This is a genomic window from Nostoc sp. (genome assembly GCF_036918015.1).
Lineage (GTDB): Bacteria > Cyanobacteriota > Cyanobacteriia > Cyanobacteriales > Nostocaceae > Nostoc.
Window position 1 is genome coordinate 1 of record NZ_JBALEO010000010.1, and the last position, 14,950, is coordinate 14,950.

Here is a 14,950-nt window from a genome sequence, read left to right on the forward strand (position 1 = left end):
CCAATGGGATTGCCGTGAATATCCCATAAGCGCACTGTCGAATCATTGCTGGCACTGATAATCCACTGACCATCAGGGCTAAAGGCGACAGAATTAACTTCTTTTTCATGTCCGTGCCAAGGTTGACCAATGGGATTGCCGTGAATATCCCATAAGCGCACTGTCGAATCATTGCTGGCACTGATAATCCACTGACCATCAGGGCTAAAGGCGACAGAATTGACCCAATTCTCATATTTGCGCTGCGATCGCCCGATGACCCGATCTTGTAATATTTGATCTAGCTCCCACAAACGCACAGTGCGATCGCCACCACTGATAATCAGCTTGCCATCGGGGCTAAAGGCTAGGGAATTAACCTCTCCTTCATGTCCACGCCAAGGTTGAGTGATGGGGTTGCCATTGATATTCCACAAGCGTATTGTGCGATCGCAGCTACCACTAATAATAAACTTGCCATCAGGGCTAAACGCGACAGAATTTATATGTCCTTCATGCCCGTGCCAAGGTTGACCGATGGGATTACCTTGGATGTCCCACAACCGCACTGTACAATCACTACTACCACTGACAATAAACTTGCCGTCGGGGCTAAAGGCGACGCAAATAATTTTCGCCTCATGTTTGTGCCAGGGTTGAGTGATGGTGTTACCTTGTAAATCCCACAAACACACCGTTCCGTCAAAACCAACACTGATAATGCGTACCCCTCCGGGGTTGGCGCAGCCATCGCCATTTGGGCTAAAGGCGACGGAAATAACTCCTTCCTTGTGTTCGCGCCAAGGTTGAATAATGGCGTTACCTTCTAAATCCCACAAACACACTGTTCCGTCAAAACCAACACTGATAATGCGTACCCCGGAGGGGTTGGCGTAGCCATCGCTATTTGGGCTAAAGGCGACGGAAATAACTCCTTCTTCATGTCCCTGCCACGGTTGAGTAATGAGATTACCTTGTAGATCCCATAAACACAAAATTCCGTCAATACTGCCACTAACAAGAAACTTGCCATCAGGGTTAAAGGCTACACAATTAACCTCTTGCTCGTGCCCCAACAAAAATTGAGCAGTAGGATTGCCAATGATATTCCACAAGCACACCGTAGAATCGCTACTGCCACTGGCAATAAACTTGCCATCAGGACTAAAGGCTACACAATTAACCTCTTGCTCGTGTCCGCGCAAGCTATTCGTCTCTGTGGGTGTGTTCATTGCTTCCTTTAAGCTTCCCAAAACAGGAGCTAGAAGCTGGTTTGGGTATTTCTCTAGATTCTCACCCATTGTTTGAATTGCCAGCACCAAACCTTCTAGCGGTTGGACAGGAAGTAAATTCAAAACCCTGGCGGATTGCTCGCGTAGTTTTAATTCAGTCAGTGCAAGGTTTAACTTTTGAATCTCTTGTTCCTTTTCTCTCGAATGGCGATCGTGCCATCCAACACTAGCATTAATAAATTGATTGGCTTGTTCGTCTAAATAACCAAACGTTTGCTCTTTTACTTCTTTATAAGTCTTTGTCTTCAGAACCCGGTTTGCAAGATTTTCACTTTGCCACAGCACATCTAAGGTGTATGCCAGAAGTGGTAAATAATCATTTTGTTGGTGAAAATCACGAATAATTTGCTCAACTAGCCCTGGTTCAAAGGTAACGCCATTTCTAGCAGCAGGTTCAGCGATCGCTAACTTTAATTCTCCATCGCTCATTCTAGTGAGTATACGACTATAGCGATCGTGAATCTTCGCAAGTTGGGGATACTCACTAAATCTATCCAAAAAATCAGATTGCATTGTTAAAACAATTTTGACAGAGCTATCCTGTTGCTGGAACAGTTTAAAGAGACTAGCAACAAATTTATCGCGTTCCGGCTTTTGAGTTTTTGTAAACAGTTCTTCAAATTGGTCAATAAAAATCAGAATACACTGATATTCTTGTTTGAGGAATGTGACAATTTTAATTAAAGTATTTTCTCTTATTTCTCTGGCAATATCCGCTAGTGGCGATTTTTTCCCATAAGTAGAAGCAAGACACTGATAAAGAGATTTAAAAGGATTTTCATCTGGGTGAAAACTTATATTAATTAATGAATTTTTATGAGATCCTAAATAAGGAATTAAACCTGCCCGAATCAATGATGATTTGCCACTGTCTGATGCTCCTAAAAGCAAGAGTACATTATCTTTTTTTAAGCGATCGCCCAGATTAGCGATCCACTTCTCTCGACCAAAAAATTTGTCTTTATCTTTAATTTCAAAAGTTTTTAGTCCTAAGTAGGGAGAGTCTGTTTTAAGTGGACGACAATCAATGTCCTCAAAATTACCGTCAGAAAAAAAGTCGTATTTAGAAATACCTTGGACATTACACCCAATATTTATATCGCCTTCAGAACTATTAACCATCTTATCTCCTTACCTTTGGACATCTCTGGCTAAATCTTTACCTCAGTTATAGTTCCTCGGCTAATCTTTGTAAGTACCTCAACAAAATTAATTACATATTCTCTTGTGAAGCTTTCCCTGTCGCCGCCCTATAGGATCGCAAGTCGAATTACCCCCCTTAATCCCCCCGATGTATTGGGGGGAAACCGGAAAATCCAGTTCCCTCCCCTTTACAAGGGGAGGGTTAGGGTGGGGTAAAACCCGGATTTGTCAATTATTTCCAACTTGTGTGTACACGGTAGCCAATACCATAGAAGTTTTGTAAATCCTATCCGTGAAAGATTAAGGCTTTAAATAGGTTTATTCAGCAAAATTACTTAAGTAACTTTCAAAAAAATGTAGTAAGTTTATCCTAAAACGCCAGAAATGACAAACGGGATGGAACTTTTTGATAACCTACACCTTGCTATGTTTAGCGGCAAAGGTGGAGTCGGAAAAACGACAATCTCCTGCACCTTTGCATGTCGTTGGGCGCAGAAATTTGCCAATGAGCAAATTCTTTTAATCTCAACCGATCCGGCTCACTCTCTTGGAGATATCTTACAAGTTAGCGTTGATGACATTCCTCGTCCCATAGCGGAACTACCCAATCTACTAGTAAGGGCGTTGGATGCAAAGCTTCTGCTACAAGAGTTTAAAGAACGTTATGGTCAGGTGTTAGAACTGTTAGTGGAGCGCGGTAGTTTTGTTGAAGGAGCAGACTTGCTGCCAGTTTGGGATTTAAATTGGCCTGGACTGGACGAGTTGATGGGCTTGTTAGAAATCCAACGCCTTTTTCAGGAGCAACGGGTAGATCGAGTAGTAGTTGATATGGCTCCTAGCGGTCATACTCTCAACTTGTTTGGATTGATGGACTTTTTAGACACTTTCCTGCACTCTCTCGAACTGTTTCAAGAAAAGCATCGGATTATTAGCAAGACCTTTGCTGGAAGTTACACACCCGATCGCGCTGACGAGTTTTTGCAAACCCTGAAAGCTGAACTATCGCAAGGTCGTCGTCTACTTCAAGATCCTAACCATACAGCTTGTTTGTTAGTTGCGATCGCCGAACCAATGAGTTGGTTGGAGTCAAAACGATTCCTAGAAGCCTTAGAAACTATGCAGGTTCCTTGCGGAGGGTTGTTTGTTAACCAAGTCCTTGCCAGTGCCACTGACCCAGATCGTTACCAAGAACAACAACCGCTCATCAGCCAGTATACGGCTCTTGCTAACGGAAAGCCGATGTTTATTGTGCCACAACAAGATAAGGAGCCTTTGGGAATTGTCGCCCTCAGCAATATTATCAACCAAATCCATATTCCTCAGCTTGAACCGCTATCTCCTGTTCATCCACTCCCAATTCAATGGCCTGAAAAAATTCCTCCTAGCTTTGGAGATTTTCTCACCGAAGGTCGTCGCCTGTTACTAATTGGCGGTAAGGGTGGAGTAGGCAAAACCACAGTAGCAGCTGGGATTGGTTGGGCTATGGCTCAACAACATCCCGATCGCAAAATTCGCATGGTTTCTATCGATCCAGCCCACTCCTTGGGTGATGCCTTTGGTTTGAGTTTAGGACACGAACCATATCAAATAACTGCCAATCTTCGAGGTCAGGAAGTAGATGGCGATCGCATTGTCGATCAATTCAGAGCCGATTACCTATGGGAACTGGCCGAAATGATGAGTGGCGAAACCCAAACAAGCGAAGGTATTGAAATGGCCTATGCTCCTGCTGCTTGGCGCAAAATTGTCGATCAAGCTTTACCAGGGATTGATGAAATACTTTCTTTGTTAACAGTAATGGAATTGCTAGAGCAACAAGAAGAAGACTTGATTATTTTAGACACTGCTCCTACAGGTCATCTTCTGCGTTTTCTAGAAATGCCAACTGCATTAGCAGACTGGCTAGGTTGGATTTTCAAACTCTGGATCAAGTATCAGAATGTCCTTGGTCGTACAGAGTTTATGGGGCGTTTACGAACTTTGCGACAGCGCGTAGTCAAAGCCCAAAAAGTGCTAAAAGACCCACAACAAGCAGAGTTCATTGGGGTTACACTTAACCAGACTAGCGTACTTGCCGAACAAAAACGCTTGTTCAAATCTATGCAAGAAATAGGTGTAAGTCAGAATTACCTTGTTCTCAACCGTTTTACTTCTACAGCAACCATTAATTGCGATGACTGCGAGACAAATTTTCCAGGTTTGACAATAGTTCGCTTACCAATGCTTCCTCGCTCAGTTCAGCCTTTAGAACGCATCCAAGGAGCAGCTACCTGTTTATTTTAACGGCTAATTAGACTAAATACTTTCATACCCAAAGAGAAATTTATTATGCATCGCACTCCAAACCGCAGACAAATTCAAGCCAAATTTAGCACCATGCCTCCTCAACGTTCTCAAGCAACAGCTTACTTAAATGCTTACAAAATGATGTTAGAGAAGGAGCGTTTAGAGGAGGAACTAGAGAAACTCGAAGCACGCCAACATCAGATTCAGCAGCGTCTTGCTATTTTAAATAGTCAAACAATTCCTGAAGAGAACATAACCCATCAGCAAGTAAATACTGGCTTGGAGAACAAGACACCAAAATTCAAAACCTTAATATTGGAATACTAAGTACTAAGATTTCAGCTTGCCTATTCTTCGCAACTTTCTTGCTCAACATTGGCTGCGGTCTTCTAAAATATATTTTTCTAAACTTTCATCCCACCTCAACAGTGAACTTGGCAATCCTAAACAACCAACTATCTCGATTTATCAACTAATTGAAGGTGAGTATCAAGTTAGGCTATTTAGAGGAAATGAACGCATCATCTCGCCTACTTTCCCAGAGTTTAATTTAACTGCTGAACAGATTTTTCAAGCTGGAGGTCTGCCAGCGTAGCTACAACCACACCTGATTGATTTTCAGGACAGGCGATCGCTTAAGTAGTTTTATTACGTGTTTGATAATACCTTAATTTACGGACTCCGCCCCAAATCCCACCTAGAATGGTTCCAGTTTGAACACAAAAGAACCAAACAGTAATTAAATATCCTGCCATCACTCCCTGACTTAAACCACTCAGGTTAGGATTTGAGAAACTAGGGTCAGTTCTAAGCGTCCATTTATACCACAGCCAACCAAGAAAAAAACCAATACCAGAACCAAATAAAGCAAAAATAAATGACCACAAAAATGTTAATAAACCGTACTTAAAATTTTTCAAACGCACTGTAGCAAGCACAAAAAATATTATTCCTATCAGTGCTGCAATTGTTACTGTCAATAGAATTAATCTTATCATTAGACATTACTCAATTATTCTTAAAGGATAATTGTTTTATATTTTACTAATTTGTTCTATTGGTGTCATCTTCAAACCATTGAGGCATTTTTATAATTTATTATCGGTCGTAGTTATCCCAACGTTAATTCACCCGACTGTATATCAACGACTAACCGACGATTTGTTAACCATTGACGACCGAGCAAAACTTCTGTTAAATCTTTGCCAACATGTACAGGTATGTCAAACTCTTGACCGTCAAATAATACTTGACCAACATAGATTTCAAATTTTACATCACCCCGTGCAGTTCGCATTGTTTGCTCTCGTAAACGCTCCCAACCAAGTGCATCTATATCTTGCTCATTAATCGCTAACCAATACGAAAAACCTGTATCAAACATCGCCTCAACAGGTAATTCTAATCCATCTGATGTTATTAAATTAATTTCAAAAAGTAGTACATCCTCATCACCAAAAAAACCGGAAATCGTCATATCGTGCCGCAAGCCCCAGACTCATTAATCCGAAAAGCATAGTGGATTTTGCCTGGATGCTGTTCGCGGCACCGTAATGAAACTACTTCTAAATCTTTATCAATAAAATATTCTCCACTATCCGGTTCAACTGCAACAAACCAGTTGTAGTGAGTTTCAATTAATTCTGATTTTACTTGCTCAAAAATAGGTTTACAACGTTGGTAAAAAGCCTCGCGTTCGGCTGAACGTCGTGCTTTTTGTTCTTCATTCCATTGAATTTCAGGGAATATTCTTCCTCTGCGTGCGGTACGAGCGGGTTTGGTTTCAGTCATGGCTGATTATATTCTGAATCGCGATACTTATATTTTCCCTCATCCACACATCGCGGATTAAATTCGATGAAAAAAGCCTCGCGTTCGGGGCTACTGTCCGTGAAAAAAGAATGCACAGTATGACAAGCTACTAATTTTTGATGTTGGCAAAAGTTTTCGGTCTACTGAAATTTATTTATGGGGATTACCTTCTGCCACGGCAGCTGCCGGCAGTTGCTACCCTTCTACTAACGGAGACGCTGCGCGTAGCTTGCTTCCCCGTAGGGGTACGGAAACGCCAAGGGCGAACAAGTCGGGCATTGCCCGCCCAACGCACTGCCTCCTTTTATGTCGGGAAACCCTTTCAACAGTTCCTCCTCTGCCTCCTGCTTTACTCTGATGTCTGATCGCGTTCCTGCTCTTCTGCTTCCAGAATCGCTAATAATAGAGCTTCTTCCTGAATTTCAAACTCTTCTTCAGGAATTTCCCCCATATCAAAAGCAAGTTGGAGTGCGAGAAGTTGCTTACTGAGATTATCTTTGTCATCAATTTCAGTACTCGCATGTTCTAAAATTTTTTCCCCAAGCCACGTTACCCCCATTAATGGGCCAGTAATCGGTAATAGTAAAAAGCGCAGAACCATATTGCTTTACAGTTGTGTGGACTTCTTAAAGGTATCCTCTCAACACCGTAATCATGCTGATGACATAAATATTAAACATTACTAGTCTTGTGTTGATGCCAAAATCCGTTGGATTTGAGTCCAGTTAAGGCTGATTGACATCTGTATTTTATATTTGCAATGTAACAAAAAACACTTTTGTATAACACATTACTATTGAGGAGGTACTTAGAGTTTGACAACAGTATTAAATGCATCTCCCCAGCGATTTGTCAATACACCTGCGGTTCAACGCGTCGCTCAACGTGCTTTGCGCTATCTACAGTCAGGTTTTTCCATACACTTACGTGGTGCAGCCGGAGTCGGAAAAACTACTCTGGCAATGCATCTAGCTGATTTGCTCAACCAGCCGATCATCCTCTTATTTGGAGATGATGAGTTTAAAACCTCAGACTTGATTGGTAATCAATTAGGTTATACCCGTAAAAAGGTTGTTGATAACTACATTCACAGCGTTGTCAAAGTGGAGGATGAAGTCCGACAACACTGGGTTGATGCACGATTAACCCTAGCTTGTAAAGAAGGATTTACGCTGGTTTACGACGAATTCAATCGATCGCACCCGGAGGTAAATAACGTTTTACTCTCCGTACTTGAGGAGAGGTTGTTAGTATTACCAACAAACCAACATCGAGCCGAGTATATCCGGGTTCATCCTCAGTTTCGGGCAATCTTAACATCAAATCCTCAAGAGTATTGTGGAGTTCATGCAACTCAGGATGCTTTGATGGATCGTGTTATTACCATCGATATGCCTACACCTGATGAACTGAGTCAGCAGGAAATTGTAGTTCATAAAACAGGTATAGATTCTGAGCAAGCAGAAAAAATTGTCCGCTTAGTACGGACGTTTTGGAGTCGATCTGGTTCTGGACAGGGCGGTGGATTGCGTTCTTGTCTGATGATTGCCAAAATCTGCCACGAACACGAAATTTCCGTAAACCCTGGAGATCCTAGCTTCCAAGATATTTGTGCCGATATCCTACTTTCTCGCACGAATCAACCTCTCATAGAAGCAACTCGGCTACTGGAAGAGGTTTTAAGTGAATTCTATCATCGTATAAATACTCAATCTCAGCCGTCAGAGATAATGCCAAACAGCCCAAATCAGATTGTATTGGAACAACGAGTACCTTACGAGCATGAAGTCTACAACTACCTGTGTAATTCTCCAGGAAGGCGTTTCTCTGAATTGGCAGTAGAACTAGGGATCGATCGCAGTCAAATTGTCGCTGCACTCAAGTCTCTCAGAGAACAGGGAGTATTAGTCCAAATGCAGGGCAATGCTGAGTCGCCGAACATCTCACAAACAGTTGCTCTTGATTCTGGCCATTTAATAAACAAATGAGTACTAATACTAATCGGGGAGCGATCACCACATCAACTCAAGGTTCTACCTTGGCAGATATTCTAGAACGGGTTCTGGATAAAGGCATTGTTATCGCAGGAGATATTTCTATTTCCGTAGGCTCCACAGAACTGCTCAACATTCGGATTCGTTTGTTGATTTCTTCTGTTGATAAAGCCAAAGAGATTGGAATTAACTGGTGGGAGAGCGACCCCTATCTTAATAGTCAAACTCACGCCTTATTAGCAACTAATCAACAACTTCAAGAGCGTCTTGCCAGTCTAGAAACAGAACTGCAATCGCTCAAATTACTTAATCCTAATAATCATCAGAATGCAGGCGATTAGTAAATCAAAAGGTTCCGATTCCGGTTTAGCGCCGTTGTTACTGACGGTTGTTGAACTGATACGCCAACTCATGGAAGCTCAGGTGATTCGGCGAATGGATGCTGGCAACCTCAGCGACTCTGAACTAGATCGAGCTTCCGAAAGCCTACAACAGCTTGAAAAACAGGTTGTTAAGCTTTGCGAGATATTTGATGTTGACCCAGCCGATCTAAATATTAACTTGGGTGAAATGGGAAATTTACTTCCCCAATCTGGAGGATATTACCCCGGTGAAACCTCTAGTCAACCTTCTATTTTAGAACTTCTCGATCGCCTATTAAATACAGGTGTTGTGGTTGAAGGTGACTTGGATTTAGGACTGGCTCAGTTAAGCTTAGTTCATGCCAAGTTAAGATTAGTACTCACCTCTAAACCCCTGTAACTTTTTTATCTAAATTCTTCTTGGTAAGACATTCTTATGAGTTATGGCTTTTACATTTATGGAATTTTGACCTTGCCTGCTCCACAAAATTTAAATTTAGAGGGCTTAGATCGGCAACCTGTACAAATTAAAATTTTGGATGATTTTGCAGTCATCTACTCGGAAGCACAGCAAGAGCGTTATTTGGCCAGCCGTCGTAACCTGCTAAGTCATGAGAAAGTCCTTGAGGAGATCATGCAAGGAGGCGATCGCTATTTACTACCCGTGCAATTTGGACTTTTGGTTTCAAGCTGGGAAACGGTTTCACAGCAATTAATTCGTCCTCATCAAGAAGAATTGACGAAATTGCTTGCGAAGTTATCGGGTTGCCGAGAAGTTAGTGTCAAAGTTTTTTGGAATACTGAGACAGAAATTCAGGGATTATTGGCAGAACACCCAAATCTCAAAACCGAAAGGGATAAGCTAGTAGGTCAACCCCTGAGTATGGAGCGGGTAATCCAAATAGGGCAAACCATCGAACAGGGAATGAACGATCGCAAGCAAGGCATAATCGATGTATTTAAAGGCACACTCAACTCCGTTGCGATCGAGGTGGTAGAAAATACTCCCCAAATGGACACAATGATCTACAATTCAGCCTACCTAATTCCTTGGGAAGCAGAATCACAATTTAGCGAACACGTTGAAGCACTCGATCGTCAATTTGAAAACCGTTTGCGAATTCGCTACAACAATTTCACTGCCCCGTATAACTTTGCTCGTCTTCGATTAACCATTTCCAACTGATTAATTCCTCTCCCTGTGAATAACAATAAAAATTGAGAATGAAAAATTATTGAAACTTTTAATTTTTCTCTGTCTTTTATTTAAGAGGATGTTTGAAAAGTCCTCTTGTCGATAGCAAAACTTTCTAGATCCCCCTAAATCCACGCCAGTTGCTCATGGGGGAAACCCCCTTGGCGCTAGCCTCTCCCTTTGGGAGAAGACCGCACTGGCTCCCCTTGTAAAGCTACGGTGTACGCACAACTTATGGAATTACCCCTCCCTAACCCTCCCCTTTACAAGGGGAGGGAACTAGATTTTCCGGTTTCCCCCCTTTACAAGGGGGGATTAAGGGGGGTAATTAAGGAGGGTTAGGGGGGATCTAAAAGTGCCCAAAATCACAGTAAAACACTTTTCAAACAACCTCTAAGTTAAATCAATGGACGACATATTCAAAGGATTTGAACATCTATTAGAAATTGCCAAAGCTTTAGAAGAAAAAGTAGAGAAAGGGGAGTTAAAAACTTCTATTCAAATTCGGTCTCATAATCTCAGTAGTATTCCCCGGCAAGGCAATATTCCGAGAACAAGTAATTCCAGCCGAGTCAGATCCAATTCCACCGATGCAGCTACACCAATGGATGATGCTGATGTCACCCCCCCATCAGCTCGGACGAACTCAAAAGCTTCTTGGCAAGGTATCGGCGGCTTGGCTGATGTTCTCCAAGAAATCAGAGAGTTAGTCGAAATTCCACTTAAACGTCCAGATTTATTGGTGAAATTAGGGTTAGAGCCTCCGCGTGGGGTTTTGCTCGTTGGCCCGCCCGGTACGGGAAAAACTTTAACAGCCCGTGTTTTGGCAGAAGAGTTAGAGTTAAACTACATTGCCATCAATGGCCCAGAGGTGATGAGCAAGTATTACGGGGAAGCAGAAGCTCGTTTGCGAAGTATTTTTGAGAAAGCAACTCGTTCTGCTCCCTGTTTGATATTTATTGATGAAATTGACAGTCTTGCCCCAGATCGCAGCCAAGTGGAAGGTGAAGTTGAAAAAAGACTAGTGGCGCAGTTGCTTGGGTTAATGGATGGGTTTGCCAAAACTGAGGGCGTAATTGTATTAGCGGCAACAAATCGTCCCGATTATCTCGATCCGGCGCTGCGTCGTCCGGGACGCTTCGATCGCGAAGTTCAGTTTCGAGTTCCCGATCGCAATGGACGATTGGAAATTCTGACGATTTTGACAAATGCCATGCCTTTGGAGACTTCGGTTAATTTAGGAGCGATCGCCGATTTGGCTGTCGGTTTTGTCGGTGCCGATATCAAAGCTCTTTGTCAAAAAGCAGCCTACATTGCCCTGCGTCGTCAAGTCCCCTCCCTCAACAGTCCCGTTCCTGAGAACATGACTATCACGCAGCAGGATTTTCTTGAAGCAATTAAGGAGATAAAACCCTCAGTTCTCAGGTCTGTAGCAGTTGAAACACCAAGTGTAAGTTGGGATGACATTGGTGGTTTGGATGATGTGAAACAAAAACTTCAAGAATCTGTTGAAGGCGCACTCCTCTATCCCGAACTATACGAGCAAACCAAAGCCAAGCCTCCCCGTGGGATTCTGTTGTGGGGGCCGCCTGGAACGGGAAAAACATTACTGGCAAAAGCGATCGCTTCCCAGGCTAGAGCCAACTTTATTGCTGTGAATGGCCCGGAATTACTCAGCCGATGGGTAGGTGCCGCAGAACAGGCAGTCAGAGAACTCTTTCGCAAAGCTCGGCAAGCAGCTCCTTGCGTTGTGTTTATAGATGAAATTGATACCTTAGCACCAGCAAGGGGAAGATTCACTGGTGATTCTGGGGTTAGCGATCGCGTTGTCGGTCAACTACTCACCGAACTGGATGGGTTGCATGAATGCCCGAAAGTACTTTTAGTAGGAGCAACCAATCGTCCAGAAGCGCTCGATCCTGCCTTGCTCAGAGCCGGAAGATTGGACTTACAAATAAAAATCGATCTACCAGATCGAGCCAGCCGATTAGCGATTTTAGGAGTTCACAATCTAGATCGTCCCCTGGTTGATGTCGATTTAGAAACCTGGGCGACAGTTACCGAGGGTTGGAATGGCGCAGACTTGGCTTTATTGAGCAATCAAGCTGCTTTAAGCGCAATTCGTCGATACCGCGCCCAAGGATTGACTGACTCCAGCTTGATTCAGATTACAAATGATGATTTCCAAGTTACATACCAAATGCTTGCTAATCAGCATCAATCTCAATAATCTCTGACTTGAAAAAAACACAGAAGTTCAGAGCGGAAGCTACTTAACGCCATGTGCAACTTATCCTTAGAACCCCTCTCCAAACCTCTCCCCCACAGGGAGAGAGGCTTTGATTCTTGCTCCCCTTCCCTTGTAGGGAAGGGGCTGGGGGTTAGGTTTGAAAGAACGTTGCACACAGCGATACTTATCCTCCGAAAACACCTTTGATGTCAAAAGAAGCGTCCCGGAGGACTTCCTAACTTTGGTAAAACAAAAGGGAATTATTAATTAGTTAACTTTATTTGTTCAGACTTAATTACTTATGTCAATATACGCTTATGCTCTTCTAGTCCCGACCCCATCACCACTTGTTCTACCCTTGGGGATGGAAAGGAATATTGAACTCGTTTACTCTTCCGGTTTAGCTGCGATCGTAGAGCCGGAAATCTCACTGGAGGCAATACAGGCAAAGGATGAGCATTTACTTCAAGCTGTATTAAACCACGATCGCGTAATTCGAGAACTTTTTCAACAAACTCCCCTTCTTCCCCTACGCTTTGGGAGGGGTTTTACCTCTGTAGAAAAACTGCTGAATCATCTAGAAAAGCACCAAGAGCAATATCTAGAAGCCCTAACTCACCTAGCAGACAAAGTTGAGTACACCTTAAAAATGACACCCTGTGATTTACTTGACGATTCTGAAACTATTGATGCCAAGGGAAAAGCCTATTTATTAGCGAAAAAACAACGCTACCAAACACAGCAAGTATTTCAAACACAACAATGCGAACAGTGGGAACTCTTGAGCCAGTTAATTCTCAAAACATATACAAATGTTATCTGTGAAACTCGACAGTCAGATGTGCGGCAAATCCACTTTTTGGCACAGCGCAACGATTCAACGCTAAGTACGCAGCTGTTTTCCCTTTGGCAAGTACAATGCTCGCACTGGCAATTGGCACTGAGCGAACCTCTACCACCCTATCATTTTCTCAAAGATACTCTCATATAAATTCATAAAAAATAATATTTAAAACTTTCCCAGAAAGAATAAAGACGATCTAATTTTTTATTTAATTTTTTTATTTTCTTATATTTATCTTATATTTTTGGGAACACTAAACTCAGGAAGAATAAAACACATTGTGTAAGTTTTACCTACTGCTCAATCAGAGCAGGATGAAATCAATAATTAGAGTTGTGAGAGCAAAATAAAATGGCTGTTGAAAAAGTTAACTCATCTTCAAGTCTGGCTGAAGTTATTGACCGCATTTTAGACAAAGGAATTGTAATTGATGCTTGGGTACGTGTTTCTTTAGTTGGTATTGAACTGCTATCAATAGAAGCTCGGATTGTGATTGCTTCAGTCGAAACTTACTTAAGATATGCCGAGGCAGTTGGTTTAACATCCCAGGCTGCTGTTCCATCTGCTGCTTAACACCACATTAGAAAATGGGAGTCTTTATGGCTTCTAAGCTGATGCGCGTCTAAAGTATATAAACACTCTTGATGGTCGTTGACAGATGATTATTGACGGTTAACAGTCATCTGTCATCAGTCATCAGGTAAATGTACAAATTAAATGCGTAACAGCTTATTTAATATTTCTAGTTAACAAAATAGGAGATATCATCTGATGGCTCTCAAGAATTTATGGGAACAAGAGCGATCGCAGCGATTGCAAATAACTGCTGAACGTCGTCAAAAAGTTAATCAGTGGAAACAGCTAACTCAACAAGAATTTCAGCTGCAAGCAGATGTGGTTCATCAAGAATTGAGCAGTTTTGTTACCAGCCTTGACAACAACAGAAAGTTACAACAGCAGCAATTTCAGCAAGAGATTGTCGAGCGGCAATTGGAAATATTGCAAATAAAAACAGATGTCTCGCAACGCCAGCAAGAATACCGCCAACAGCGATCAGCAAAGGCTCAGGCATTATTTCAAAACTTGCAAAATTTCCGGGAAATCTTACATAACAGTGTTTGGGGCGATCGCAGTCCCGAACAACCAGTTTCCCCGACTCCTGCTAAAGAAGAAAAATTAGTTGTAACAGTTCCAAAATGGTCAATTTCCCGTTCTGCAATTAAAGCTAATGGTTTTCGTCCTTCCGCCAATACCATGACTAAGAAAGTGCCTGCCTTGAATGCAGATACTGTTAAATCTAAAGTGCAGCAATACATTCAGCAAGCTGAAGGAGCTACTCTGATAGAAATTGAAGAAGTGATAGGCTTAAGCCGGGTGCAAACCATAGATGTCCTGCGCTCCTTGATCAAGCAAGGCGTACTAGAACAACGCGATCGCCAGTACTTTATTCGCCAACAAGCAATTTCTTGACAAACTTACATTCAAGCTGATTTTTTGTATTTGCAGACTAGCTGTTGGGCGATCGCTTGTATCTGTCGCCTTAAGCAACAGAGTACACAACCGATAAGCATTAAAGCTGGTCTATGCTTTGTAGTATTCAACATTTCCATCTTTTTCAGGTCTGTATTGCAACTCCATCTATACAAGCAATTTGCTCAGTAGATGTAATATGGCAAAAAGTTAACCTATTAATAATTAGTTAACCTATTAATAATTAGAAAAAGAGCTTAAATCTTTGTTCAAGCTTCCGGCATTGAACTTTAAAAATATCCAGATTACAAAGGGATATAACAAGCTGGGATAGCTCAATCAA

The 14,950-nt window shown here is 42.2% G+C and carries 15 protein-coding genes and 1 pseudogene; 11 read left to right on the top strand and 5 right to left on the bottom strand.

What is annotated here, in order from left to right:
* A partial coding sequence (locus V7K61_RS02725) for a WD40 repeat domain-containing protein (protein ID WP_335050730.1) occupies positions 1-2,393 on the bottom strand: 2,393 nt, incomplete at its 3' end.
* Between the two features lie 417 nt (positions 2,394-2,810).
* Between V7K61_RS02725 and V7K61_RS02730 the strand changes: the two genes are divergently transcribed.
* The 3 genes and pseudogenes from V7K61_RS02730 to V7K61_RS02740 all read left to right on the top strand — a co-directional run.
* Entirely contained in the window at positions 2,811-4,697 is a 1,887-nt protein-coding gene (locus V7K61_RS02730; protein WP_335050733.1) for an ArsA family ATPase, read from the top strand.
* A gap of 45 nt (positions 4,698-4,742) precedes the next feature.
* Positions 4,743-5,027 (top strand): hypothetical protein, encoded by a 285-nt coding sequence (locus V7K61_RS02735; RefSeq protein WP_335050735.1) that lies wholly within the window; start codon positions 4,743-4,745, stop codon positions 5,025-5,027.
* Positions 5,028-5,133: 106 nt separating this feature from the next.
* Positions 5,134-5,295: pseudogene (locus V7K61_RS02740) on the top strand (Uma2 family endonuclease); the annotation flags it as partial.
* A gap of 40 nt (positions 5,296-5,335) precedes the next feature.
* Here V7K61_RS02740 and V7K61_RS02745 read toward each other — a convergent pair.
* The 4 genes from V7K61_RS02745 to V7K61_RS02760 form a co-directional block, all read right to left on the bottom strand.
* Complete coding sequence (locus V7K61_RS02745) at positions 5,336-5,698, bottom strand: hypothetical protein (protein WP_335050737.1); 363 nt, start codon at positions 5,696-5,698, stop codon at positions 5,336-5,338.
* A gap of 113 nt (positions 5,699-5,811) precedes the next feature.
* The gene (locus tag V7K61_RS02750) at positions 5,812-6,177 is read right to left on the bottom strand and encodes a retroviral-like aspartic protease family protein (RefSeq protein ID WP_335050739.1); all 366 of its coding nucleotides are present in this window, start codon (positions 6,175-6,177) and stop codon (positions 5,812-5,814) included.
* Positions 6,174-6,491 carry a hypothetical protein gene (locus tag V7K61_RS02755; RefSeq protein ID WP_335050741.1) on the bottom strand — a complete coding sequence of 106 codons (318 nt, stop codon included), beginning with the start codon at positions 6,489-6,491 and terminating at the stop codon, positions 6,174-6,176. The genes V7K61_RS02750 and V7K61_RS02755 overlap by 4 nt, the downstream gene beginning before the upstream one ends.
* A 370-nt stretch (positions 6,492-6,861) precedes the next feature.
* On the bottom strand, positions 6,862-7,113 hold the full coding sequence (locus V7K61_RS02760) for a gas vesicle protein GvpG (RefSeq protein WP_335050743.1): 252 nt from the start codon (positions 7,111-7,113) through the stop codon (positions 6,862-6,864).
* A 214-nt stretch (positions 7,114-7,327) separates the two neighbouring features.
* Here V7K61_RS02760 and gvpN point away from each other — a divergent pair, with 214 nt between their 5' ends.
* From gvpN to V7K61_RS02800, 8 genes are all read left to right on the top strand, one after another.
* Complete coding sequence (gene gvpN / locus V7K61_RS02765) at positions 7,328-8,500, top strand: gas vesicle protein GvpN (protein WP_335050744.1); 1,173 nt, start codon at positions 7,328-7,330, stop codon at positions 8,498-8,500.
* Positions 8,497-8,847, top strand: coding sequence for a gas vesicle protein (locus V7K61_RS02770; protein WP_335050747.1), 351 nt, complete (start codon positions 8,497-8,499; stop codon positions 8,845-8,847). Before gvpN ends, V7K61_RS02770 begins: the two co-directional genes overlap by 4 nt.
* Complete coding sequence (locus V7K61_RS02775; protein ID WP_335050749.1) at positions 8,834-9,268, top strand: gas vesicle protein K; 435 nt, start codon at positions 8,834-8,836, stop codon at positions 9,266-9,268. The genes V7K61_RS02770 and V7K61_RS02775 overlap by 14 nt, the downstream gene beginning before the upstream one ends.
* Before the next feature lie 36 nt (positions 9,269-9,304).
* Positions 9,305-10,054 carry a GvpL/GvpF family gas vesicle protein gene (locus V7K61_RS02780; RefSeq protein WP_335050752.1) on the top strand — a complete coding sequence of 250 codons (750 nt, stop codon included), beginning with the start codon at positions 9,305-9,307 and terminating at the stop codon, positions 10,052-10,054.
* Positions 10,055-10,469: 415 nt separating this feature from the next.
* Positions 10,470-12,293, top strand: a complete 1,824-nt coding sequence (locus tag V7K61_RS02785; protein ID WP_335050754.1) for an AAA family ATPase — start codon at positions 10,470-10,472, stop codon at positions 12,291-12,293.
* Between the two features lie 301 nt (positions 12,294-12,594).
* Entirely contained in the window at positions 12,595-13,284 is a 690-nt protein-coding gene (locus V7K61_RS02790; protein ID WP_335050756.1) for a GvpL/GvpF family gas vesicle protein, read from the top strand.
* 204 nt (positions 13,285-13,488) lie between these two features.
* Positions 13,489-13,710: a gas vesicle structural protein GvpA gene (gene gvpA, locus V7K61_RS02795; RefSeq protein WP_012408764.1), complete on the top strand. Its 222-nt coding sequence runs from the start codon at positions 13,489-13,491 to the stop codon at positions 13,708-13,710.
* Positions 13,711-13,908: 198 nt separating this feature from the next.
* Positions 13,909-14,607, top strand: coding sequence for a gas vesicle protein GvpC (locus tag V7K61_RS02800; protein WP_335050758.1), 699 nt, complete (start codon positions 13,909-13,911; stop codon positions 14,605-14,607).
* Positions 14,608-14,950: the final 343 nt, after the last annotated feature.